The organism is Nostoc sp. UIC 10890 (assembly GCF_054786515.1).
Window position 1 is genome coordinate 2,609,848 of the sequence record NZ_JBSGKF010000001.1, and the last position, 23,628, is coordinate 2,633,475.

General features: G+C 43.0%; 14 protein-coding genes. 9 read left to right on the forward strand and 5 right to left on the reverse strand.

What is annotated here, in order from left to right:
- Window positions 1-126 precede the first annotated feature (126 nt).
- Entirely contained in the window at window positions 127-3,627 is a 3,501-nt protein-coding gene (locus tag ACWATR_RS10225; RefSeq protein ID WP_460331954.1) for a PA14 domain-containing protein, read from the reverse strand.
- A 1,220-nt stretch (window positions 3,628-4,847) separates the two neighbouring features.
- Here ACWATR_RS10225 and mgtE point away from each other — a divergent pair.
- Window positions 4,848-6,248 (forward strand): magnesium transporter, encoded by a 1,401-nt coding sequence (mgtE, locus tag ACWATR_RS10230; RefSeq protein WP_460331956.1) that lies wholly within the window; start codon window positions 4,848-4,850, stop codon window positions 6,246-6,248.
- A 76-nt stretch (window positions 6,249-6,324) separates the two neighbouring features.
- Here the strand turns inward: mgtE and ACWATR_RS10235 are convergent, their stop codons facing one another.
- Both ACWATR_RS10235 and ACWATR_RS10240 read right to left on the reverse strand, forming a co-directional pair.
- Window positions 6,325-6,582 carry a hypothetical protein gene (locus ACWATR_RS10235; RefSeq protein WP_460331958.1) on the reverse strand — a complete coding sequence of 86 codons (258 nt, stop codon included), beginning with the start codon at window positions 6,580-6,582 and terminating at the stop codon, window positions 6,325-6,327.
- A 279-nt stretch (window positions 6,583-6,861) separates the two neighbouring features.
- Window positions 6,862-7,743 carry an SDR family oxidoreductase gene (locus tag ACWATR_RS10240; RefSeq protein WP_460331960.1) on the reverse strand — a complete coding sequence of 294 codons (882 nt, stop codon included), beginning with the start codon at window positions 7,741-7,743 and terminating at the stop codon, window positions 6,862-6,864.
- Window positions 7,744-8,429: 686 nt separating this feature from the next.
- Here ACWATR_RS10240 and ACWATR_RS10245 point away from each other — a divergent pair.
- Window positions 8,430-10,031 (forward strand): peptide ligase PGM1-related protein, encoded by a 1,602-nt coding sequence (locus tag ACWATR_RS10245; protein ID WP_460331962.1) that lies wholly within the window; start codon window positions 8,430-8,432, stop codon window positions 10,029-10,031.
- Window positions 10,032-10,112: 81 nt separating this feature from the next.
- Here the strand turns inward: ACWATR_RS10245 and ACWATR_RS10250 are convergent, their stop codons facing one another.
- Entirely contained in the window at window positions 10,113-12,086 is a 1,974-nt protein-coding gene (locus ACWATR_RS10250) for a serine/threonine protein kinase (RefSeq protein WP_460331964.1), read from the reverse strand.
- 412 nt (window positions 12,087-12,498) lie between these two features.
- Between ACWATR_RS10250 and ACWATR_RS10255 the strand changes: the two genes are divergently transcribed.
- The 3 genes from ACWATR_RS10255 (at window position 12,499) to ACWATR_RS10265 (ending at window position 16,738) form a co-directional block, all read left to right on the forward strand.
- Window positions 12,499-12,930 carry an EamA family transporter gene (locus ACWATR_RS10255; RefSeq protein WP_460331966.1) on the forward strand — a complete coding sequence of 144 codons (432 nt, stop codon included), beginning with the start codon at window positions 12,499-12,501 and terminating at the stop codon, window positions 12,928-12,930.
- Window positions 12,931-13,475: 545 nt separating this feature from the next.
- On the forward strand, window positions 13,476-14,747 hold the full coding sequence (locus tag ACWATR_RS10260; RefSeq protein ID WP_460331968.1) for a Pvc16 family protein: 1,272 nt from the start codon (window positions 13,476-13,478) through the stop codon (window positions 14,745-14,747).
- The gene (locus ACWATR_RS10265; protein WP_460331970.1) at window positions 14,744-16,738 is read left to right on the forward strand and encodes an ATP-binding protein; all 1,995 of its coding nucleotides are present in this window, start codon (window positions 14,744-14,746) and stop codon (window positions 16,736-16,738) included. Before ACWATR_RS10260 ends, ACWATR_RS10265 begins: the two co-directional genes overlap by 4 nt.
- Window positions 16,739-16,858: 120 nt before the next feature.
- On the opposite strand, the gene ACWATR_RS10270 is transcribed toward ACWATR_RS10265, so the two are convergent.
- A complete protein-coding gene (locus ACWATR_RS10270; RefSeq protein WP_460331972.1) occupies window positions 16,859-17,590 on the reverse strand; it encodes a Uma2 family endonuclease in 732 nt (243 codons plus the stop codon).
- A gap of 432 nt (window positions 17,591-18,022) precedes the next feature.
- Between ACWATR_RS10270 and ACWATR_RS10275 the strand changes: the two genes are divergently transcribed.
- The 4 genes from ACWATR_RS10275 to ACWATR_RS10290 all read left to right on the forward strand — a co-directional run bounded on the left by ACWATR_RS10275 (window position 18,023) and on the right by ACWATR_RS10290 (window position 23,254).
- Complete coding sequence (locus ACWATR_RS10275) at window positions 18,023-18,559, forward strand: hypothetical protein (protein WP_460331974.1); 537 nt, start codon at window positions 18,023-18,025, stop codon at window positions 18,557-18,559.
- 184 nt (window positions 18,560-18,743) lie between these two features.
- Window positions 18,744-20,495 carry an eCIS core domain-containing protein gene (locus ACWATR_RS10280; RefSeq protein ID WP_460331976.1) on the forward strand — a complete coding sequence of 584 codons (1,752 nt, stop codon included), beginning with the start codon at window positions 18,744-18,746 and terminating at the stop codon, window positions 20,493-20,495.
- A gap of 147 nt (window positions 20,496-20,642) precedes the next feature.
- Window positions 20,643-22,571 carry an eCIS core domain-containing protein gene (locus ACWATR_RS10285; RefSeq protein ID WP_460331978.1) on the forward strand — a complete coding sequence of 643 codons (1,929 nt, stop codon included), beginning with the start codon at window positions 20,643-20,645 and terminating at the stop codon, window positions 22,569-22,571.
- Between the two features lie 62 nt (window positions 22,572-22,633).
- Window positions 22,634-23,254, forward strand: a complete 621-nt coding sequence (locus ACWATR_RS10290) for a HEAT repeat domain-containing protein (protein WP_460331980.1) — start codon at window positions 22,634-22,636, stop codon at window positions 23,252-23,254.
- The last annotated feature ends 374 nt before the right edge of the window (window positions 23,255-23,628 follow it).

Below are 23,628 nucleotides of genomic sequence, written 5' to 3' on the forward strand. Positions count from 1 at the left end.
TACCTACACACCTCGCCACAAAACTTGCGGTTTCTTTTGTAGCTGGGGACTTAAACCCGCCGAAATTTGTTGATCAAAATCAGTGAACAGTTAGACAACTGTTCACTGATAATTTCTAACTGTTATCTAAACAGCCCGGAAGCGATTAATCTGGCCTCCTGTCAAGTTTGCGTAGTAGACATTGCCATCTTTTCCAGTGGTCAATTGTGTAGGCACTCCTAAATTAGGTCTGTCTGCTTGGGAAGCAAAGCGACGAACTGAGACAAGCTTGCCCTGACTATCAAATTTCAAAGCATCGATAGTTCCTTGGCTGAAATCGCCAACTAATAAAGTATCTTGATAGATCGAGGGGAAAGTATTACCTGTGTAAAAGTCACCCACAACAATCGAATTAGACCCAAAATGCTTGTAAGTGTAAGCTGGTGCTGTTACAGTTTTGCCACTACTATAGAAGTCTTTCGCAGCATCTAGGTTAGCATAGTTTGGTTGTCTCAGGTTGATGATATTGTTATTTGCATCTAGCCCACCTTCATAGAACGGCCAGCCAAAGTTAGCTCCTGGTTTCCCGATATTGACCTCTTCGTAAGAACCAAAGCCAACATCACCAATTACAGGGTTATTGGTGTCTTGATCAATTGTGAAACGGAAGGGGTTACGCAAACCTAAGTTGTAAACTTTAGAACGATTGCTATCGGCATCACCGTTGTAGAAAGGATTACTTGATAAGCCTTTACCAGTAATCGGATCAATCCGCAGGATTTTACCGGAGAGATTATCGACATCCTGGACGCGATCTGCTCGTGGATCTACGCCATTGTAGGAAGTGCCATCGCCTATGCTGACAAACAGGGAACCATCAGTCCCAAAGCGCACAGAACCAACTGAGTGAGACTCACTATCAGTGGCTATAAAATCTGGGATATTTTGGACTTTATCGAGATTATTGAGATAATCTTGCAAGCTAGTAAAAGGCTTACCTGTATCTTTGTTGAGAATTCCTGATGGTGCGTAGCCAAGTGAGACATTTGTGCTGTTGCCATCGGGACGAATAATATTATCCCAAGTGCTATTCTTACCTAGCAGCACAACTTCGCTGCCAGCAATGGCAGTAGTGTAATTAGTGTTGGGGTTAGCTGTTACCCGAATTAGTCGTGCAGCCCGATTCCCATTCTGATCGGGATTGTCTAATGTGCTATTAGGATTGTTCTTAGAATTGGTTGTACTGGTTTCTGCTGGATCGTAGGTAAACAATAAGTAAATGTAGTTGTTGCCGGTTGGACTTTTGCCAAAATCTGGATGTACAGCAATGCCTAAAAGACCGCGATCGCGCGTATCATTTACCTGTCCAGAAATATTGATAAATGGTGTTGACAATAATGTGCCGTTGTCCAATACTCGCACTACCCCATTTTTCTGGGCAATGAACATCTGCTTCTGGTCAGATGTCCAGTCAAAAGCTGTAGGTTGAGTTAAACCAGAAGCTACTGTATCTAAAGCAAAGTTACCAGGGTCATTATCAACAATAGTGATATTTGTTTGTTGAGTAGCTAGCTGTAACCCAACTGCATTACTGAACCTCAAATTAAATGTTTCATTTGGTTCCCCAACATTATCATTAACAATGGGGATCACAATGTTTTTAGTGGTTTCTCCCGCTGCAAAACTCAAGGTTCCAGATACAGTCTGGTAGTCAGATCCAGCTTTTGCAGTCCCATCCACGGTTATATAGTCCAGACGAGCAGTCCCCACACCGCTATCCCGTGTAACTGTCACTCTCGCAGAACCATCATCTTCGTTAACTACTGGCTGAGTGAAGTTGAGGCCACCAACGCGATCGTTATCTTGAATCGTAATTCCGAGAGTTCTTTGGAGTCCCAGTGTTGCTCCCTCTGTCTGATCAATGACAAAACTAAAGGTTTCATTTGTTTCTGCCAGAAAATCGTCATTGATCGGAATGGATACTTGTCTGCTACTTTGTCCCGGTGCAAAAATAATTGTTCCAGCTGTTTCGACGCCTTCACTTCCGTAGTCCGATCCTGCTGTAGCAGTGTTAGCTACGGTGGCATACTTAACTGAAGATGTGCTGCTTAAATCACCACTTCTAAGCAGAGTGATGGTGACACTACCATCACCTTCGTTCACAGTTGTGGAAGATGATCCTAATGTGATGGTGGTCTGAAGAGATGGTGAATACAGTTGGGACTGAGGAATAATTTCTTTTGCTTGAGAAGTGCTTGACCAAGAAAGTCGAGAAACGGCATCGTATGTATTTTCGTAGTATTCGAGTTTAATATCATACTTTTGACCAGCAACCAGTGCGATCGAGCCACTGTGTTCTGTAGCTGATTGATCGACAAACTTGTTGATGATTTGTTGACCATTCACCCATAGCCGCACACCATCATCAGTAGAGGTGTAGAAATTGTAAGTTTCGCTGTACTTGGCTTCTACCTGACCTGTCCAACGCGCTGAGAAGGTATCTGCACCTACGGATGGATCTGGAGAACCAAGGGCCCAGTTAAAGTTAACTGTTGCATCTGTGCGAGTTTTCTTCAGGTTGGTGAAGTCGATGTTGTCGTAGTACTCTGCTTTGAGTCCGTTGCCATTACCAACTACAGGAGGTACGTTGACATTACTATACAGTTGGGACTGAGGAATGATTTCCTTGGCTTGAGAAGTGCTTGACCAAGAAAGTCGAGAAACGGCATCGTATGTATTTTCGTAGTATTCGAGTTTAATATCATACTTTTGACCAGCAACCAGTGCGATCGAGCCACTGTGTTCTGTAGCTGATTGATCGACAAACTTGTTGATGATTTGTTGACCATTCACCCATAGCCGCACACCATCATCAGTAGAGGTGTAGAAATTGTAAGTTTCGCTGTACTTGGCTTCTACCTGACCTGTCCAACGCGCTGAGAAGGTATCTGCACCTACGGATGGATCTGGAGAACCAAGGGCCCAGTTAAAGTTAACTGTTGCATCTGTGCGAGTTTTCTTCAGGTTGGTGAAGTCGATGTTGTCGTAGTACTCTGCTTTGAGTCCGTTGCCATTACCAACTACAGGAGGTACGTTGACATTACTATACAGTTGGGACTGAGGAATGATTTCCTTGGCTTGAGAAGTGCTTGACCAAGAAAGTCGAGAAACGGCATCGTATGTATTTTCGTAGTATTCGAGTTTAATATCATACTTTTGACCAGCAACCAGTGCGATCGAGCCACTGTGTTCTGTAGCTGATTGATCGACAAACTTGTTGATGATTTGTTGACCATTCACCCATAGCCGCACACCATCATCAGTAGAGGTGTAGAAATTGTAAGTTTCGCTGTACTTGGCTTCTACCTGACCTGTCCAACGCGCTGAGAAGGTATCTGCACCTACGGATGGATCTGGAGAACCAAGGGCCCAGTTAAAGTTAACTGTTGCATCTGTGCGAGTTTTCTTCAGGTTGGTGAAGTCGATGTTGTCGTAGTACTCTGCTTTCAGCCCATCTCCCTGAGAGAGGGCGCTAGCACTAGCCCGAGCGGAAATATTGCTGGGTTGTGCCTGATTCTCTAAAGCAGATGGTTGAGCAACAATTGTTGGATTTAGAGATGTTGACAGTTGTTGATTCTGTTCATTCATTGAGATATATGCCTCACAATAGAGCTAAAACTAATGCCATGATCAATACTTTTGGATTAGTTTTATGTTTAATGTTTTCAACAAAAAATGCGTAATAATCGTAGCGTGAATATGTTGATAATCAAATTATTATTTACCTATCAACATATTCTTAATTAAGACTGATACTATTTCATTCATTTGTTGATACAAAGCAATTTATTAATGCATGAGACTTTGAGTTCTGCTATTTGTATCAACATTAAAATAGTATTACGTAATGATATGCCTTCCTATTTTTCTCTGAAAGGAAATATAAAAAACGTGTATTATATGAAATACTAAAGATTACTTTAAGGGGGTATTAGTCCTGATTAATGTTTGTTTTCTTCAGACAAATTTGTGAGTTTAATTCATAGTTCTTTCCTCCAGCAAGAATTGCCTTCTGCAACTCGACTGTCTTTTACTGAGCCTGTTTTTCCCTGAGCTTGTCTTTGGCGCAGCCTCTCGTAGAGAAGGGTCAAAATTGCGATCGCCGAAGTCCTCCAGCCTTCTCTTATAAAAAATTACAAATCGCCATTTTTGAGAGCTTCTAATTTCTCTGACGTGCAGGTGTCTGAAGGTGAGGCAAAGTAAAGCACAATCGGAATATCTAGATACTTAAGTATCTCTAATGAGAATAATACACATCTCGCTTAAGTACTGTTTTTAGATTAATCAATTACATATTTGACACTAGATCACGATGTTATGTCTATCTTTCTTGTGGAACTTTGTTTAAATATTCACATTGATATATATATTTTTAAAGGAATATGAAAGTTTTGATGAGTTTTACATAAAAATTCCCAACCTACAGGATAATCCCATGTTTTTTCTCTGCATAGATATTAATTATATGAAAATTGTATAAAGAAACCTTTTTCTATTTAAAGATTTGACAAAGTATGATTTATCTATGCTTTATCTTGACGCGTATTCGGAACACAATCCGTAGCAATTCCGCGAATATAGGACTTTTCGAGCAATCTTGTTGTAGGTGAACTATCCAGCGAATTGCTACCCAGAAACGCACTGAACCCAAGGACTTATCAGCGTCTGAAACCCTACTCTTTCGTTCATTTACAAAAGTTTTTAATTTACTCCAAGTCGGAAAAATTACAAGTTTGACGTTGCACATTCCCACTTTCCCCTAGACTAGGGGCAGCAACCTTGTTCAAACTGGCTGAGGAAAGTGGATTTTGACTGAGACAAACAATTTAAACTCTACCATCCAGAATGTCTCACGCAGGGAATTGCGAGATTTAGTGCGGACTCAGCTGCAAATGCTCCTAGAAGCAGGAGACTTGCAGGGAGCAAAAGCTATTCTCGTACCTGTGCAGCCTGCGGATATTGCCGAGGCGATTGAGGGTTTACCAGAAGCGATGCACGCTTTGGCTTTTCGCTTGCTTTCTAAGGATGAAGCGATCGAGGTTTATGAATATCTTGACTACAGTGTTCAAGAACGGTTAATCGAGGAACTTAAAAGCCAGGAAGTCCGCGATATTGTCGATCAAATGTCGTCGGATGACCGGGCTAGATTATTTGATGAATTACCAGCAAAAGTCGTTAATCGTCTGCTAGAGCAACTGAGTCCAACGGAACGCCAAGCTACAGCCCAACTATTGGGTTATGAAGCTGATACTGCTGGGCGAATCATGACGCTAGAGTTAATTTCACTGAAAGAAAACTTTACAGTATCTCAAGCTCTAGAGCGAATTCGCAACTTAGCTAATGCCAGTGAGATGATTTATTATCTTTATGTCATGGATGCGGCAAGGCGCTTAACAGGGATTGTATCGTTGCGGGAATTGGTCACTTCTCAGCCTGAGCAAATTATTGGCGAGATTATGACCCGTGATGTGGTATTTGTCTACACTGATACAGATCAAGAAGAAGTTGCCAGATTAATCCAAAGATATGACTTTTTAGCTGTGCCTGTGGTAGATCGAGAACAGCGTCTAGTAGGTATTGTCACCGTAGATGATGTGATTGATATTTTGCAACAAGAAACCACCGAAGATATCTATGCCTTGGGTGGTGGTGTGCAGTCGGGGGGCGACAACTATTTTCAGATGAATTTACTGGAAATTGCTCGGAAGCGGGTTGTATGGTTATTGGTCTTACTTGTAACCAATACCATTACAGGAACAATCATTAAGTCACAAGAAGACCTTTTAGCAAAAGTGGTAACACTGACAGCGTTTATCCCCTTGCTGACTGGGACTGGTGGTAATGTCGGCGCTCAATCTTCCACAGTGGTGATTCGCGGGATGAACACCGATGAAATTCGATCGCTTGGCGCATTGCAGGTAATTGGCCGAGAGGCGATCGCAGGGGCATTATTGGGAGGAATGTTAGGTACGATCGCTACTGTCTGGGCTTATTTTCTCCAAGGACGATTAGAAGTAGCGATCGCTGTCGGGACTAGTTTGGTAGCTATTTCTCTTTTAGCTTCTATCTCCGGTTCAGCACTGCCGTTTCTATTTCGCTACCTCCGTTTAGATCCGGCATTAATGTCAGCACCATTCATCACCACAGCAGTTGATGTAGTAGGTGTTTTGATTTACTTCAATTTAGCGCGGGTAATTTTAAAGTTATGAAAAGAGTCATTTGTTATTAGTCATTTGTCATTAGTCATTAGTGAAGAACAAAGTACAAATGACTAATGACTAATTTTTACAATTCTGATGCTGTCTCTGGAGCAACAATTTCGCCAGTACCCAATTCTAATATCAAGTCCTGATCAGTAATCAATCCGCTGAGTTCTTTAACTTGTAAATTCATTTCTTCGCAAGCTTGTCTGAGTTCTCGTGCAAATTTGTTGAGGTCTTGACCATAGCCACATTGATAAGCAGCAGTTTCAATTCCTTGCTTGGCATTTGCTCTAGCACAATCTACTAGTTCTGTGCCATACAGTGGTGTAGGAGATGCCATAGACTTAGTTATTACTTCTTAAATGTACACTGCTAGATAGAGTATCAATATTTCAACATTAACTCATCCCTCCAATGGAAGACCATTAGGGTAGAGTCATTGGTCATTAGTCATTAGTCATTAGTCATTGGTCATTAGTCATTGGTCATTAGTCATTAGTCTTTTGTCCAAAGTAAATAACCAATGATTAATACTTCTCTACGAGAGGCCACGCTAACGGCAAGCTCAGTACAAATAACAAATGACAAATGACAAATGACAAATGACTAACTATTTTACTTACCCATTAACAACTTCTCCACCATTGACATGCAACACTTGTCCAGAGATATAAGAACCATCATCAGAGGCTAAAAATACATAGCTGGGAGCAACTTCTTCTGGTTGTCCGGCTCGTTGCATTGGTACTTGTTTACCAAAAGTTTCAACTTTCTCATTAGGAAAAGTTGAGGGAATTAAAGGTGTCCAAATTGGCCCTGGTGCAACAGCATTAACGCGAATTCCTTTTGACACTAAATTTTGTGACAATGAGCGAGTAAAGGCAATGATCGCACCTTTTGTCGAAGAATAATCTAGTAGATGTGGGCTACCTTTATAAGCTGTTACCGATGTAGTATTAATGATAGAACTGCCTGCTTGTAAATGTTTGAGTGCAGCTTTAGTCATGAAAAACATCGAAAATATATTAGTGCGAAAAGTTCGCTCTAGTTGTTCTTCGGTAATTTCCTCGATACTTTCTTTTGGATGTTGTTCGGCGGCGTTGTTGATGAGAATATCGAGTTTGCCAAACTCACCAACTGTTTGTTGGATTGCTTGCTGACAAAAGGTTTCATCACCAATATCACCTGCAATGGTGACTGCACGACGCCCTTGTTTTTCTACCAAATGTTTTGTTTCTTTGGCATCGTCGTGTTCATTCAGGTAAAGGATCGCCACATCTGCACCTTCTTTAGCAAATGCGATCGCTACAGCACGACCAATACCACTATCTGCACCTGTAATCAATGCTACTTTATCTTGTAACTTGCCACTACCCCGATACTGAGCATCATCTGCTTTAGGTTTTGGCGTCATTTCTGATTCAACACCTGGTGCTTCTTGTTGCTGTGGTGGTTGTAATTTTTGCTCTTTTTTCTCTTTTTGCTCTTTTGATTTAGCCATAGTTTTTCTCTTGGTAATTGAATTTTGAATGTAATTAAGTATTGGGGATTTGGGTTAGGTAACAGGTGATCGGAAATAATCTGTACTTTATTTTCCATCTTCATCAAAAGCAAACCTTGGATCAAAAATTTAACCCAAGGTTTATTTTCTGCCTTGACTCTCACTTACCATTTGTAACTTTAGGCTTTCATACCTCGGATGCTTGTCAAAGGTACTTATTGCTGGTAAATTTATGCTGCTTAGATTTTTTATCCTCACAGCTGATTACGAAAACAAGTACACAACTAATATGTTATGAAAAATTTATGATTTTCATCTGCTTTTAAGGTAACTATTATGTAGCTGTAATTTATCGCCCCATAGAGGTAAAGTAATTTAGAATTTGCTCAATCTTAAGACAGAAAATAATTTAAATAAAATTTACTCAATTAGCTAATATATGATCTCTTGTATCTTAAGAATTGTGCCATTGCCGCTAAATGAAAATAAATGTTTCTACTTTCTCACTTCGTAATTGCAAAATACCTAATTTATGAAGTCAATTCCGTTAATATTAATATTTATTGAGTTTTATATCTGTATAGCTGCTTTTTTGCAGACTAAATTTATTACAAAAGCACTTGATAAACTAATAGACCAAAAGTCTGTGTGGTGCGCTACATTGAGATTATTAGAGGGCAGGGGTTATGGCAACACTAAATATTTCTGAGTTAGAGCAAGTTGAAAAGTTTCGCCACTTACAATTAACCCTACGCGATCGCTGGAAAACAAGTGAGCTATTTGACAATAGTGAAGCGGATATTTTAATTATTCCCTCCTTGAGTCTTGACCAACGCGAACTCCAAAAGATCGAAGGCTGTGAGCATTATGAAGAAAGATTACTATTTTCTTTAATTCGGTTGCGGAATCCCCGGACTCGGCTGGTTTATGTAACATCAGTACCGCTGCATCCTAGTATCATTGATTATTATCTGCAACTGTTGCCAGGAATTCCCTTTTCTCATGCCCGCAATCGCTTGCTGCTACTTTCTACTTACGATTCCTCCCTTAAGCCTCTTAGCCAAAAGATTTTAGAACGCCCCCGACTGCTAGAAAGGATTCATCAATCTTTAAGGCTAGATAAATCATTTATGATCTGCTACAACTCTTCGCACTGGGAAGGCGAATTGTCTTTAAAATTAGGTGTACCACTGTATGCTGCTGCACCAGATTTACAGATTTGGGGGACAAAAAGTGGCAGTCGGCAAATCTTCGCCGAAAGTGGAGTATCTCACCCAGATGGCAGCGAAAAAGTTTGGAACCACGAAGATTTGGCAGAAGCTACCAGTGATTTGTGGGAACGTCAACCGACATTAAAACGGGTAGTGGTAAAACTCAACGAAGGCATTTCTGGAGAGGGAAATGCATTGGTAGATTTTAGACCGATTGAGAATTTAGCACCAGGAATTGGTACTCATGCCCAAAGGGTAGCAGCAATTAGCGATCGCTTCTCAACAATGCGCTTTCAAGCAAAACAAGAAACTTGGGATAATTTTTCGGGAAGAATCCCAGAATTAGGGGCAATTGTCGAAGCATTTGTGGAAGGGGAAATTAAGCGATCGCCCAGTGTCCAAGGACGGATTACACCCACTGGTGAAGTCGAAATCCTTTCAACCCACGACCAAATTCTGGGAGGCCCAGACGGTCAGATTTATCTAGGTTGTAGCTTTCCCGCTGATGAAAGATATCGATTGCAATTACAGCAATTGGGACTGCAAGTTGGCAGAAAGTTGGCAGAAAAAGGTACTTTAGAGCGATTTGGTGTAGATTTTATCGCCGTTGACAAGGGTAACGGAGAGTGGGATATTCAAGCGATCGAAATTAACCTGCGTAAAGGCGGTACAACTCATCCATTCATGACCCTGAAATTATTAACGAACGGCCGCTATGACCTTTCCACGGGTTTATTTTATAGTCAGCAAGGTCGTCCAAAATACTATATTGCCACTGACAATCTGCAAAAAGAGCGCTATCAGGGATTATTACCTAATGATTTGATGGATATCATCGCTCACCACAGACTGCACTTCGATAGTGGTACTGAGACGGGCACAGTGTTTCATCTGATGGGTTGCCTTTCACAGTTTGGCAAGTTGGGATTAACCAGCATCGGTGATTCTCCGCAACAAGCACAAGATATTTATAACAGAGTTGTGAAAGTTCTGGATGAAGAAACCCGCAGCGAAAATCGTGATTTCTCGGCGTTTTCAGATTATTCCTTTCCCGTGGTTTGGGATGAGCATAGTTGAGGAATGTGGTTTGCTATAAATGTCCAGTTGCTTATTTCATTAATTCCAATATTTTCACAGGAGATGATTAGCTGATTAGTTCTAAATGCGCTGATCGCTATTAGGTAAACCTCGCTGGTTATTTGGCTCTTTACCAGATTGCCATTGAGTATATGTATAGGTTACTAATGCCAGAGTCAGCCCAATGGCAAAGACCACTCCCAAGATTCGCAAAAAATTGGGAGTAATTCTTGTAGCTAGCTGCCCACCTAGCCTTGGCTGGTAAATAGTGTCATCCGTTGGCACTTGTTGTCTACCTTGACTAGATGCTGGTCGCGGTTGATATAAAGTTACATCTCGCGGCACTTGTTGCCCACCTTGACTAGATGCTGGTCGCGGTTGAAATAATGTCTTATCTGGTGGTACTTGTTGTACGCCTTGATTAGCCCCAGGTCGCGGTTGAAATAATGTCTTATCTGGTGGTACTTGTTGCCCACTTTGATTAGCCCCAGGTCGCGGTTGAAATAATGTCTTATCTGGTGGTACTTGTTGTCCGCCTTGATTAGCCCCAGGTCGCGGTTGAAATAATGTCTTATCTGGTGGCACTTGTTGTCCGCTTTGATTAGACGCAGGTCGTGGTTGATACAACGTCACATCCGGTTTCTTGGCGTTCGGATTATTCACAGGACTCTGTTGATCTTGCTCAACTGGGTTAAATGGTCTGGGAACGGTTTCGTGATTTGAACCTTGGTTGTATCCAGGTTGAAGGGGAGGAATGGTTTCCTCGGATTGGTTTTGCTCAATCGGGTTAAATTGTCGTGGAATGGTTTCGTGATTTGAACCTTGATTATATGCAGATGGGGGACGCAGAATAGTGTCGTCGTTCGATTGTCTTGGAACGGTTTCGTGATTTGAACCCTGATTATATGCAGATGGAGGGCGGAGAATAGTGTCGTCGTTCGATTGTCTTGGAACGGTTTCGTGATTTGAACCCTGATTATATGCAGATGGAGGGCGGAAAATAGTGTCGTCGCTCGATTGTCTCGGAACGGTTTCGTGATTTGAACCCTGATTATATGCAGATTGCGATCGCCCACTAATCTGGTCGGGTACACTAGTAGTCCCGGTGGCAAATTTGGCAGCAGCTTGCAAAGCCTGATTCAGTTCTTCTACAGTTGCAAATCGGTTTGCTGGGTTTTTGTGGAGACATTTCATCACCACCGCTTCCAATTGTACGGATAAATGCTCACACCCTGGTTGCGATCGCAGTGGTTTTGGTGGCTCATAAGCATGAGCTAATACCCAAGAAGCCTCACTGATATGACTCCCCTTAATGCTGATTCCAAATGGGTCAGCTGCACTCAGCATTTCATAAAGGATAATCCCTAAGCTGTAAATATCACCTCTAGCATCCAAGTTTTGATCACTTTGGATTTGTTCAGGAGGTGCGTAACGAAATGTACCGATAAATGTACTAGTTATATTTGTAATATTGGAATTTTCTGAAGATTCACTCCGAATTTTGGCAACACCAAAATCCAAAACCTTAACCCACTCTCCCAAATCTGTAGGTACTAGAAATATATTATCTGGCTTCAGGTCGCGGTGAATTACCTGAATATGTTCAGTGGTTTTGCCACCATCCCGTTGCAGAGTTACTCCCTGATGGGCAAGCTGTAAACCCTTGCAAACTTGTGCCATAATCTTCACCGTCCGCTCAACAGATAGCCGCTTTTCGCGCAGCAATAATTGCCTGAGCGTTTGTCCCCGCAAATATTCCATTACATAAAATGGAAAACCTTCTGGGGTAACTCCACAGTCACTAATCTTAACAATGTGGTCACTTTGCAAAGCAGCACAAACTGCCACTTCACGCTCAAAACGCTTTCTCATTTCTAGTGATGCCACCAGCGTATCTTTGAGCAACTTCAACGCTACCTGCTGACCAACACGGGTATCCGTTGCTAGGAAGACTTCTCCCATGCCACCCCCGCCTAACCGTCTGTCTAAACGGTATCGCTGGTTATCACCTACAAAGCGACCATTCCAAGAATTTGAAGAAGGTGGGGATTTCATCTGCGGGAACCCATCCTAGTTACTTTAAAGTGTTAGCTTTAGTCCGAGATAATACTAGTATTACAAATATAATTGCTTGCTTCGTAACCTAGATAAATATTAGTAATATATGCTACCAGCATTTTTCTAACTATACCCAGCTTAACATAAAAGTAATGCTAGCAATTTGATAAAATGTTTAAAGTTAAGACCTATGACAGTTGAAATTTGTTCCTAATGTTAAGTTAACGCAAAGTTTACGAAAGTAATAGCTTCAGTAGTGCTGAGTCTTGAGTACTGAGTGACCAAGAGAGGGAAACGGCAAAGCACAAACTACGAACCTAGCAAGTCAAACTTGACAGATGAGTAATTTATGCTAGCAAGATGAGCTTAAATTACACTGCTAATTTTGACTAGTGAATCAGGAGGCAAGATGGAAAGCAACACCAGCGCATGGTGGATATATGCATTATTTTCGGCTGGCTTTGCAGCATTGACAACTATCTTTGCCAAAATTGGCATAGAAAATGTGAATCCTAATTTAGCAACAGCAATCCGAACTGTTGTCATTTTAGTAGTTGCTTGGGGGATTGTACTTTTTCAGGGAAATGTAGTTAATATCTTAGCTATACCCCAAAAAACCATGATTTTCTTATTATTATCTGGACTATCTACAGGGTTATCATGGATTTTTTACTTCCAAGCCTTACAAGTAGGAAAAGCCTCTCTTGTCGCACCAATTGATAAATCAAGCTTGGTATTAGTTTTATTATTTTCAGTCATTTTTTTGGGAGAATCATTAAGCTGGAAGATTATTTTAGGAACTGGGTTAATATTCATAGGTACTTTAGTTTTAATCATTTAAAGTCTTAACTAAACTCGACTTTATCCAAAATTAAAAACTTGGTTCTCTCGATACGGAAAAAACTTTATCATTTCACTAATTATCGTAAAATCGAAAAACTAAAACTATCGCCGCACAAAGTTTTTAATATCAGCTTGAGCATTGCCAAAAATAGATAAAGTTGAGCTAAGAAGATGTTTTAAAAGCACCGGAAGGTATAATTTTGCTGTTATACACTGTATGAAGTTTAACTAAAAATTAAGCTAGTACAACACGGCGGAAATAAACCAATCATTCCAAATCAACGAAACACTTATGCTGTATTCATTTTTCATTTTTCATTTTTAATTCCGCCTTGCGGTACTAGGGGATTTTGCCCTTTGCCAAGTCTTGTTAATTGAGATCGTAAGTGCATTTATGCAGTGCTGTACTAATAGTTGCCAATATGCTTTTGCATACCCTGCGGATAGTCTCTGCTACAGAATATTTAAAGTTTTGCAAAATATATTCTGTCAATGTGCTCTGGCGTACATGATTAATATGTGCTATTGCCATGAGGAATAAGGATGAGTAATGTGCTCTCTATAGCCGCAGTGACAGCAGTACTTAAAGTCTTGCTGGAAAATGGTTTAGTCAGCGATCCGATCGCTGCTAGTGTTGGTGATGTGATTGTAACTGCCTTACCGCCTGATCGAATTTCAGTTGAAGCTGATGAGCGTGCCCAAATCAACCTCTTTCTCTATCAAGTGACGCAGAATCGTAATGTCGATTGGGTCTCTCAGGAATTTCGGAGTAGGCACTCGCGTATTAATGGAAACCCGCGTTCTCCAACTCCACCACTAGCTCTTGACCTCCATTATTTGCTCACAGCCTACGGAGCCAAAGATTTTCAGGCGGAGCTATTACTGGGATACGCAATGCAATTATTACATAAAACACCAGCTATCACTTCAGACATTATTGAGAATACTTTGATCAACGCATCTACAACCAATACCTCAAGTGCTTTTTCACAAGCTGTAGCAACTGTGTCCGTATCCGATTTAGCTGAACAAATTGGGCAAATAAAATTAACTCCAGAGTTTTTTAACATGGAAGAAACTTCTAAGTTATGGTCTGCTTTACAAACGCACTATCGACCTTCAGCTACCTATCTGGCTTCAATGGTATTAATTGAAAGTAGCAATGACAAGTCTGAAGGTTTCTCCATGATGCCTTTGTCTCAACCGAGTATAGAGCAAGTTATAGCTCCAGCAAAGACTGATCAAATGATTGTTGCAGGTACAACATTAGTAATCCGTGGTAAACGGTTACGCGGTGAAATCACGCGAGTTCGTTTGGGTAATACGGAGACATTACTAGTACCTCAAGAAGTAAAAGAAACACAAATCAGTTTGTTAGTCCCGCCAGATTTATACGCAAGCGTACAGGGTATCCAAATTGTCCATTTGACAATGGGCAATGCAGGGCAAACAGATCATCTAGTTGAATCAAACGTTGCGGCTTTTGTTCTCCATCCAACAATTACAGCATTCGTCGCTCAAGTGGAAAATAGCGGCGACAATTTACGCACAGCAGAAATTACCGTTAAATTCCAACCTAAAGTAGGTAAGGCACAGCGGGTAGTTTTACTACTCAATGAGGTATCAGGTGAGAGTCTGGTAACTTACTCTTTTTTGGTTGCACCACGCACTGAAGATACTGATGTAGTTACGATTCCTGTTAAAAACGTGAAGCCAGGAACTTATATTGTCCGGGTGCGGGTAGATGGAGCGGAAAGTCCACTGTTCAAGAATCAGTCTGGAGCTTATGATTCGCCACAGGTGACGATTTTATGAATCCGACAACAATTAATTGCAATTGGGATGAAGCAAACTACTGCTATTTATCAGCAGCCCTAGCCGTGGTGCGTGGTATTTTAGAAAATCACACGGCAAAAGAGCAAAATCAACCAGAGGAGGAAAAGCAAGCTAATTTACAGCAAGCGTTACAGAAAGCTGCTGCTGCTATGCCTGCACCATCGACATTGGAGAGAATATGCAAAATGTTTAGCCTCTCATCCTTTGAACGTGATTTATTGCTGTTGTGTGCAGGTATGGAGTTGAATGGAGATTTTGCGAAACTGTGTGGTACAATGCATGGGGATTTGCAACGAGCTTACCCAACCTTAAGTTTAGCTCTGGCAACTTTACCGAACGTCCATTGGGATGCGATCGCTCCAAATGCTCCCTTACGTCATTGGCGATTGATTCAGATTGGTGATGGTCATGCCCTGACCCTCAGTCCCTTAAGAATTGACGAGCGGATTTTACATTATCTCACGGGCATTCAATATCTTGACGAACGCTTGGCTGGCATCATTGAGCCATTACAAGAGATTAGTGATTTAGTACCCTCCCACCAAGATTTAGCAGAGCGAATAGCGGCAGTTTGGTCACAAGCTTACAAGGTTAAAAGCTTGCCAGTTGTCCAGCTATGTAGTAAGGAAACTACTAGTAAACGTGCGATCGCAGCTAGAATTTGTCAACTCCAAGGTTTAAACCTGTGGGTAATGCCTGCACAACTCATTCCATTAGTACCTAGCGAGTTGGATAATCTCATCCGCCTGTGGACTCGTGAGACGATTTTAAGTAAGTCCGCTTTACTCATAGACTGCAACGAACTGGATACCAATGATACAGCGCGGCTAAATGCGATCGCTCGTTTTATCGAACGTACAAAGGGCTTTTTAATCGTTACTAGTCGGGAACGCATCGGCTTATCACAACGCCTAGTAGTTAATTTTGACGTATATCAACCAACTAGCAAAGAACAAGGTGCGGTTTGGCAAGATGCACTAAGTACCATCGCACCGCAAATGAACGGGCAAGTTAAAACCCTAGTGGATCAGTTTAACCTAAGTACTGCAACCATCCACGCAGCTTGTGCAGAAGCCGCAGGACAGTTAGCACAAACACCAGACAACGATAATATCAGCGATATTTTATGGGATGCTTGCCGTGTGCAAGCACGTCCGCGCTTAGATGAACTCGCCCAACGGATTGAGCCATCGGGTGATTGGGAGGACTTGGTATTACCAGAGGCGCAGAAACAAATTCTTCGGGAAATTGCGGCTCATGTCCGCCAACGTAGTACTGTATATAACAATTGGGGTTTTAGTGCCAAAAGTGCTAGGGGATTGGGAATCAGCGCTCTATTTGCAGGTGCTAGCGGCACTGGTAAAACATTGGGAGCAGAAGTACTGGCCCATAAATTGCGCCTCGACCTTTATCGCATTGACCTATCATCGGTAGTCAGCAAATATATTGGCGAGACAGAGAAGAATCTGCGCCGGGTGTTTGATGCAGCAGAACAAGGTGGAGTGATTTTGTTATTTGATGAAGCTGATGCTTTATTTGGTAAACGGAGTGAAGTTAAAGATGCCCGCGATCGCTATGCCAATATTGAAGTTAGCTACCTATTGCAACGCATGGAAAGCTACCCAGGTTTAGCAGTGCTAACTACCAACCTGAAGAGTTCAATTGATACAGCCTTTCTGCGGCGGATTCGCTTTGTTGTGCAATTCCCCTTCCCAGATACAACGCAACGAGCGGAAATTTGGCGACGCGTCTTTCCAGCCGAAACCCCAACCGCAGACTTAGATGCTCTGCAACTAGCACGGCTAAATGTTGCTGGGGGTAATATCCGTAACATAGCCTTAAATGCAGCTTTCCTCGCTGCCGATGCTGGGGAACCAGTGCAAATGAAACACGTATTGCGGGCGGCTCAAACAGAATATAGTAAGTTGGAGAAACCCTTGACTGATGCGGAAGTTGGAGGATGGATGTGATTTGGCAATTTTGACCTTATACCAATTTGAAAAATGATTGCGACAGATGGATTCACACCAAGCCAGACGCACCAAGGCAATTCCAAATCCAAAATCTAAAATCCAAAATCTAAAATAGTATTACTCTGGTAATTCACCAAATCTTTCCCGATAGCGAGCAAGCATGGACTCCATTTGGGCAAGTTGCTCTACGGCTTGTTCGCGTTGCTGTTCGGCTTGCTGACGCTGTTGCTGTTCTTGGTGTGCTACTTCTTCTGGTGTGGGCGTCAGTTGTCCATCGGGAGTGAAAAAGCGCAACTTCGATTGATAAACTCCCAAATATAACTGCAATTGCTGACTCCATAACCAACCTGCTTCATTTGCTTGCAGTTCTTGATAACGACCATCTAATAAATGAAATCCCTTAAATTCTAAACTTACCGGGTCAAACCAAAAATAATCAGGAGTCCGCCAAATATCTTGATAGATTTCCTTTTTCAACCCTCTATCAGTAGCAGCGGTTTTGTCAGAAAGAATCTCTACAATCACATTTGGGTATTTGCCATCTTCTTCCCAAACTACCCAGCTTTTGCGTATTTTGCGTTGGGTATTTAAAACTACAAAGAAGTCGGGGCCTCGAAATTGCTCAGACTTGCGTTGACGCGGACTGTAATAAATCGTCATGTTACCGCAAGCGTAAAAATCTTGACGCTCCTGCCACAACCATTCCAAACACTGAATCAACAGCAGTATTTGCCGCAAGTGAAGTTCTGTTTCCAAAGGTGGTTCATCACTGTATAAATCACCAGGAGGAAATATAACATCTTCTGGTGTGTCTTCTAAAATTATTCCTAAATCTTGAGCAGAAGACATAATAATTTCTATTTTGACAAGATAAATCTAACTTAACCCAATTCATTCACCTGCAAAAGCGATCGCCCTAGTTTTTCATCCTATCTTTCGACGATTACGAGCGTGATGCGTAAAGCCCCCGTATTTTTAATCGGGGGATATAAGCGAACGGCTGAATTTATTCAGCATTGGCGAAAAGCCCAAAATTGCGTTAATATGAACAGATTAGCGGTAATTCGCACATAAAAAGCCAAGTAGGTCTAGCGGACAGTTCCTGAGCCGGAACCCTGGGGGCTAACCCAAAATCTTGTATAACTAATAACTGGGAACCAAGAAACGAGTTTTTTAAACTGCGCTTCATTAAACGCTGCGGGATACTCAGTGTAGGCTTGTGGAGGGTAAAGTCACTAGACTCCCCGTGAAGCAAGAATCCCCGAATTATAAATTCGGGGAGTGTCAACTACTCCGGGGGCTGGTACTCCTAGCACACCCAACCCATTTGCCGCCCCAACACTACCTGCGGCTTCTCCAACCGTGCCTGCGGGTGCGGGGCCAGACACTTCCCGAACTGCAACCGCAGGGGATTTGGTACAAGCGATTATGGCTGTTCCTGCGATCGATGGTGCTTTGACTTCGTTGCAAACACAAGCAAGCGATCGCATCCAGCAAGACTGGCGACGCTTAAGCACAGGAGGGCAAATTGGTGTTATTAGCACTACAGCCTTAATTGGAGTTGGAGCTTTAGCAGGCATTCTTTCCGATCCAACCACTCGACGGTTTGCACTCGATCAACTCAATGGACGGACATTACCCGTACCTGGATTGAACTGGTTGCGCTTGGAGATTAACACAGGTGGCGACAATCTCATGTTAGGAATGCATGTAGATGTCGGACGATTGTTGCCTCCCAGCTTAGGTTTTGGTGCGTCTTCTCCTACTGCGATCGGTGGCCCACCTCAACCGGAACCCGGTGTTCTTGGTCAGCGATGATTCAAGAAGTTGCAAATATTACAGAAGCGGGTTCTGGGTAGAGAAGCAATAAAAGCTAATAAACCAAGGATTTTTGAGAAGTTAGATTCAGGTGTGAAATAGGATAATTTATACTAAAGTCCATAAGGATTTGATACAGACAAATTGTATCCTATGTGTTAGCGGTATATGGAGGAAAGTTGAGATGAGCAATGTCCAAAGACAAGCCGCTTTGCGTCCAGGTAACCTTGGGCGTGAGAAAGCAAATACATCCACTTTTCTGAATCCATCCCTTGCCTCACCAAGTATTCCGACACTGGCGAACCCGATACGCGGCTTTGGTCTACAAAGAGTAACAGAGGCATCACCAGACCTTCAAGAGGCGCATTCTGTTGATGAGCAACTAGTAGAACCAGAAGCTATCAAACAATCGCCCCTAAGTCATGACATTAGTCGCATGTCATTGCGTCCACAAAAAGCCTTGAACAAAGGCGTAGTGAATAGATCAGAAAATGCAGTCATCCAGGGAAGTGGTATAAAAAATGCCTCCTATGGAGTCGATGTTGTGTCTCCTAGTGGTGGACAAAATCTTCCAGAGCCTTTGCTGGCAAAGATGCAAACGGCATTCAGTACAGATTTATCTGATGTCAAAGTTCATACAGACGGTCAAGCCGAAAAGTTAGGTTCTCAAGCTTTCGCATCTGGTAATAATTTACATTTTGCTCAGGGTAAATACGACCCGGAAAGCCAGTCTGGTCAAGCCTTAATTGGACATGAATTAACCCATGTAGTGCAACAGCGACAAGGACGGGTCAACGTACCACAACTGTCTGGAGAAGGGAATTCTATAGTTGTGCAAGACCAGGCTTTGGAAGCAGAAGCTGATATGCTAGGTAATCAGGCGGCAGCTAGCTCAGAGCTGGACAGCAAGCAGTCTATTCAAGCTAAGAAAATAGACGGAACTGTAAGCAACACAGTCCAGCAAAAGCCAATTGTACAAAATGCTCTACCAGTGATTGGTGCAATAACTGCTTGGGGTGGTACTCTTGCAACTGAATCAGCAGCAGCAGCAGCAACAGTAACAGCAGCAACAATTCAAGGTCTTCAAGCCGCAGCACAAGTAGGAGGTGCACTTGCTCCTGGACAAAGCGGTGTCCAAAGCGTTCAACTAGATAATGGATATATGTCACCTGTAGACAGACAAAAACTACAGTTGATTACTCAGTATCGCCTGATTAACGCCTACGTGAGTCACTGGAAACGACAGCATCCTGATGTACCCTTAGCTCCACCGGCTCAGGGAACAGCCCCAACGCCAGCGCCAACCCCAGCCACTCCAACACCAACCCCAGCAACTCCAGCGCCAACCCCAACAACTCCAGCACCAGCTGCTCCCGATTCACCTAATCAATCTGGTGGCACTTTAGATTTAGCCATTTTAGAAGCTGTGAAGGCAGAAGTTCAGTTGCAGGTTGAAACACTACTCAATACAAACCAAAAAACACTAACCAACGTAGAGTATATCTGGTCAGACAGTGGAGATCACACCGCAGATTCAATCGGTACTGTAGGAGCGGTTGAGTTTAGTAATCTGAGAGGAACTTTTATTAAGGAAACTCTGCAATTAAGTAGTGATGCGGCTCAAATCCCGAACTTAGATCCGCCGAGCCGGGGACAAGAGATGGATGTGAGACAATTCCGAGGTGGAAGTATGCGCCGGGGTTCTTCAATGTCAATTGGCTATGGTGATTCACTATCGATCAATTTGACAGGTAGCGGCCCGACAATTGACCATGCAGGCAACTATGGACATGGAGAACACACTTACTCTACTGACTGGAATTGGGATGGAAATACGACACAAGGAGATTTTCCTCTGTATATTCAACCCGATGGAAAACCTACATTTGCTAGTCCAAGATGGAGAGGTGAACCAGATGATAATTCCTACTATTAGACTTGACTTTCCCACCAGAAAATTTCCTAATACAAATAGTTTATCTGCGATCGCGATCGCAGCACTTTGTACTTAAGTCGATAGCGATTGCAACTAGACAAATTCTATAATGTGTGTTAGTAGGAATATTGATGGAGGGAAGGTGATATGAGCGATGTCGGACGACAAGCCACTGGAAGTCTACACACGCTTGGGCGCCAAAAATTAGCCACATCAACTTTTACAAATCCCGCCCTTGCCTCCTCAACTATTCCTACACTAGCTTCTCCAACGCGTGGCTTTGGTTTACAAACAAATAATCCTTCAATCCAAAGACTAACTGAGGCATCAATTGACCTTCAAGAGGCGCAGTCTGTTGATGAGCAATTATTATTGGAACCACAAGCCATCAAACAACAGCCCCTTAATCACGACATTAGTCGCATATCCTTGCATCGTCCCCAGGCAAAACTTACAGTTGGTGCGCCAGACGACTATTATGAGCAGGAAGCCGATAAAGTTGCCGATCAAATCATGCGAATGGCTAAACCTGAAGCGATAGGTTTACAGGATACACAGACTCAAGACCAAGTACAAACCAAACCTTTAACAGCAGCCATAACTCCCCTAGTGCAAAGGGAAGCAATGCCAGAAGAGGAAGAAGAATTGCAAACAAAGCGATCGCTACAACTCGCTACAAATGGCAGCTTCCAGACTGGAGACAATTTTGAAACTCGGCTAAACAGCAGTGAAAGTGGAGGAAGTCCGCTACCACATACAGTACGTTCCTTTATGGAACCCCGCTTTGGCGCTGATTTTAGTCAAGTGCGGGTACATACAGGCAATGAAGCGGTACAAATGAATCGAGATTTGAATGCCCAGGCGTTTACGCACAAGCAAAACATTTTTTTTGGTGCAGGTAAGTCACCAGGGAATGATGCATTAACCGCCCATGAACTGACTCATGTAGTACAGCAGACAGGTGCAGCCCAGAGAAAATTAATTCAACGGGCGATTAACCCTACATACGACCTGACTCACGGTACTTTTGAAGTAAATGCCACACCAAACGGCGCAAGTCTACCTATTACTATTCGTTTCAAACCCAAAACCACTGCTCCCTACTCTAACCAAATTGGACTAATTCAGATTGTGCGTTTGACAAATGCTACAGGCACAAATGTCGAACCTCAATCTTTACCTGCGGCTCGTGGTGCTAGCCTACGCACCACCGCTGATGCCACCACCGGAGTTGAGGGCGGATATTTCACTGATGTACTGCACAATGATGCACCTGCCCACGGTGGTACAGGAACCAATGCCCCAGCCGGAAGTGCTTTACCTGCTCAGTATCCCTTTGGCAACGACCCAGCCCAACCCAATCCTGCAACCCCTGGACTCTCGCGACCTTCTTCCAGTGGTGCAAGCGGAGCTACTATCGGTTACAAACGCTCGGATGATCCCAGCGATATCAAAGCAGCAGAGCTAACCGACGCCCCTGGAGGAGCTGGTGAGTTCAACTTCGACTTTCAGACGGTGGCTAAGGGAGAAGACACCATGACAACTTACGGTGCGCTTCATTGGGGCTTCCAGATTCGTGCTGGTAAAGTTGAGAATGATCAAGCATCAGCACAGGAAGGGCAATCTGCAACTTTTGATGCAGCTCTGGAGAAGCATCGAGATTTCTACGTGCATGAACCAGTAATTTTTTACTTTGATTTCGACAGCGACCAACTCAGTTCCAGCGAAACAGGCAAAATCGATACATTCTTGGATTACCTGCGGCGGTTCCCTGATGTAAATGTGACTCCTGAAGGTTTCGCCGACAGGCGCGGTGGTGCATCGCAGCACAACCTGGATCTGTCTTTACGCAGAGCCGAAGCAGTTGGGGCAGCCCTGCGTGCTAAGGGTGTAGCTGAAGCTCAGATTAGTGCTGTAACTATCGGCTCTGGAGCAACCGAAGACTTTACCCCTGATGCCACTACTAACCAAGATACAGAAGCGAATCGTCGGGGTAATCGCCGGGTCGTTTTGAACTTTAGGCATGTGCCAGCAGCAGCACCAGCACCAGCCGGGGGAGGAGGAGCGACACCGTGATTTGGAGAACGGCAGGAATATTCATAACATTTTTGATACTGGTAGTTGGAGGAAATTTGTATATGAATAATCAAGACGCTACCGCGACGCCTATAGAGCAGATCAAAGCACGGCTCTACTCCACAGATCAAGACACTAGCGGTTTAGCTCTGGGTGAATTGATCCGTTTAGGCAAACAAGCTACCCCTGTTTTGTTGGAAGCCTTGACTAATTCCAACCCCCGTACCCGTCGGCTTGCTGCTGAAGGACTGAGCGAAATTGCCGACCCCACTAGTGCTGATGCTTTGTTCCAAGCCACCCATGACACTAATCCAGAAGTGCGTGCCCGTGCTGCCACCGCCCTACACCAATTAGGGGATAAACGTTCATTGGCCGCTTTGGTTGCCACCCTTGACGATTACCCTGACATCCTGCACAATCCCTACACAGCTTCGATGTATCCTTTAATGCGGGGGGGGAAAGAAGTTTTGCCTTTGGTTGTTCCTTTGCTAAAAGCACCTAATGATTTGACTCGTGAACGGGCTTTTTTGATTGTTAAAGCTGTGGTGAGTAAATTACCCCAAGGGCAAGACTGGAATCAGTTATGGCAGAGTTTAGGAAGTTATGATCCCGTAGGGCCACAGGCAGAACGCGACAAAGCTGCTCAACAATGGGAGGAATGGTTGAGCAAAGAATTACTATAGCTGTAGGCAATCATATTTAAGACATAGACTATGGATGGAAAGCTTTTTGCTCCCCTCTCCGTGTCGGAGAGGGGTTGGGGGAGAGGTCAAATAAGACTTGTCAAACTCACGTTAACTTAGTGCCATTCGACTATAGATGTTTAACAGTAGGGGAACGATCCTACTGACTCGTCCGTTTTAAAAAGCGTATTATTTAATTTTTTGTCAGCAAATTCACCTTTCTTGACGCCGAAGGTGGGTTGTAAATATTCCTAAAAAATTGAATGTAGAAGAAGTATTTGAGATACTCTTCAGTAAGTTACAGCAGTTTTCAAGTAAATCAAGTACAAAATGCAGGACTCAAAATAAGACACAAAGAGTTTCTGCTTCCTGCT

What these genes read in the sequence shown, in the direction of transcription:
- ACWATR_RS10225 (WP_460331954.1), bottom strand. Translation starts at nt 3,627, where the DNA reads ATGAATGAACAGAATCAACAACTGTCAACATCTCTAAATCCAACAATT.
- ACWATR_RS10235 (WP_460331958.1), bottom strand. Translation starts at nt 6,582, where the DNA reads ATGGCATCTCCTACACCACTGTATGGCACAGAACTAGTAGATTGTGCT.
- ACWATR_RS10240 (WP_460331960.1), bottom strand. Translation starts at nt 7,743, where the DNA reads ATGGCTAAATCAAAAGAGCAAAAAGAGAAAAAAGAGCAAAAATTACAA.
- ACWATR_RS10245 (WP_460331962.1), top strand. Translation starts at nt 8,430, where the DNA reads ATGGCAACACTAAATATTTCTGAGTTAGAGCAAGTTGAAAAGTTTCGC.
- ACWATR_RS10250 (WP_460331964.1), bottom strand. Translation starts at nt 12,086, where the DNA reads ATGAAATCCCCACCTTCTTCAAATTCTTGGAATGGTCGCTTTGTAGGT.
- ACWATR_RS10255 (WP_460331966.1), top strand. Translation starts at nt 12,499, where the DNA reads ATGGAAAGCAACACCAGCGCATGGTGGATATATGCATTATTTTCGGCT.
- ACWATR_RS10260 (WP_460331968.1), top strand. Translation starts at nt 13,476, where the DNA reads ATGAGTAATGTGCTCTCTATAGCCGCAGTGACAGCAGTACTTAAAGTC.
- ACWATR_RS10265 (WP_460331970.1), top strand. Translation starts at nt 14,744, where the DNA reads ATGAATCCGACAACAATTAATTGCAATTGGGATGAAGCAAACTACTGC.
- ACWATR_RS10270 (WP_460331972.1), bottom strand. Translation starts at nt 17,590, where the DNA reads ATGTCTTCTGCTCAAGATTTAGGAATAATTTTAGAAGACACACCAGAA.
- ACWATR_RS10280 (WP_460331976.1), top strand. Translation starts at nt 18,744, where the DNA reads ATGAGCAATGTCCAAAGACAAGCCGCTTTGCGTCCAGGTAACCTTGGG.
- ACWATR_RS10285 (WP_460331978.1), top strand. Translation starts at nt 20,643, where the DNA reads ATGAGCGATGTCGGACGACAAGCCACTGGAAGTCTACACACGCTTGGG.
- ACWATR_RS10290 (WP_460331980.1), top strand. Translation starts at nt 22,634, where the DNA reads ATGAATAATCAAGACGCTACCGCGACGCCTATAGAGCAGATCAAAGCA.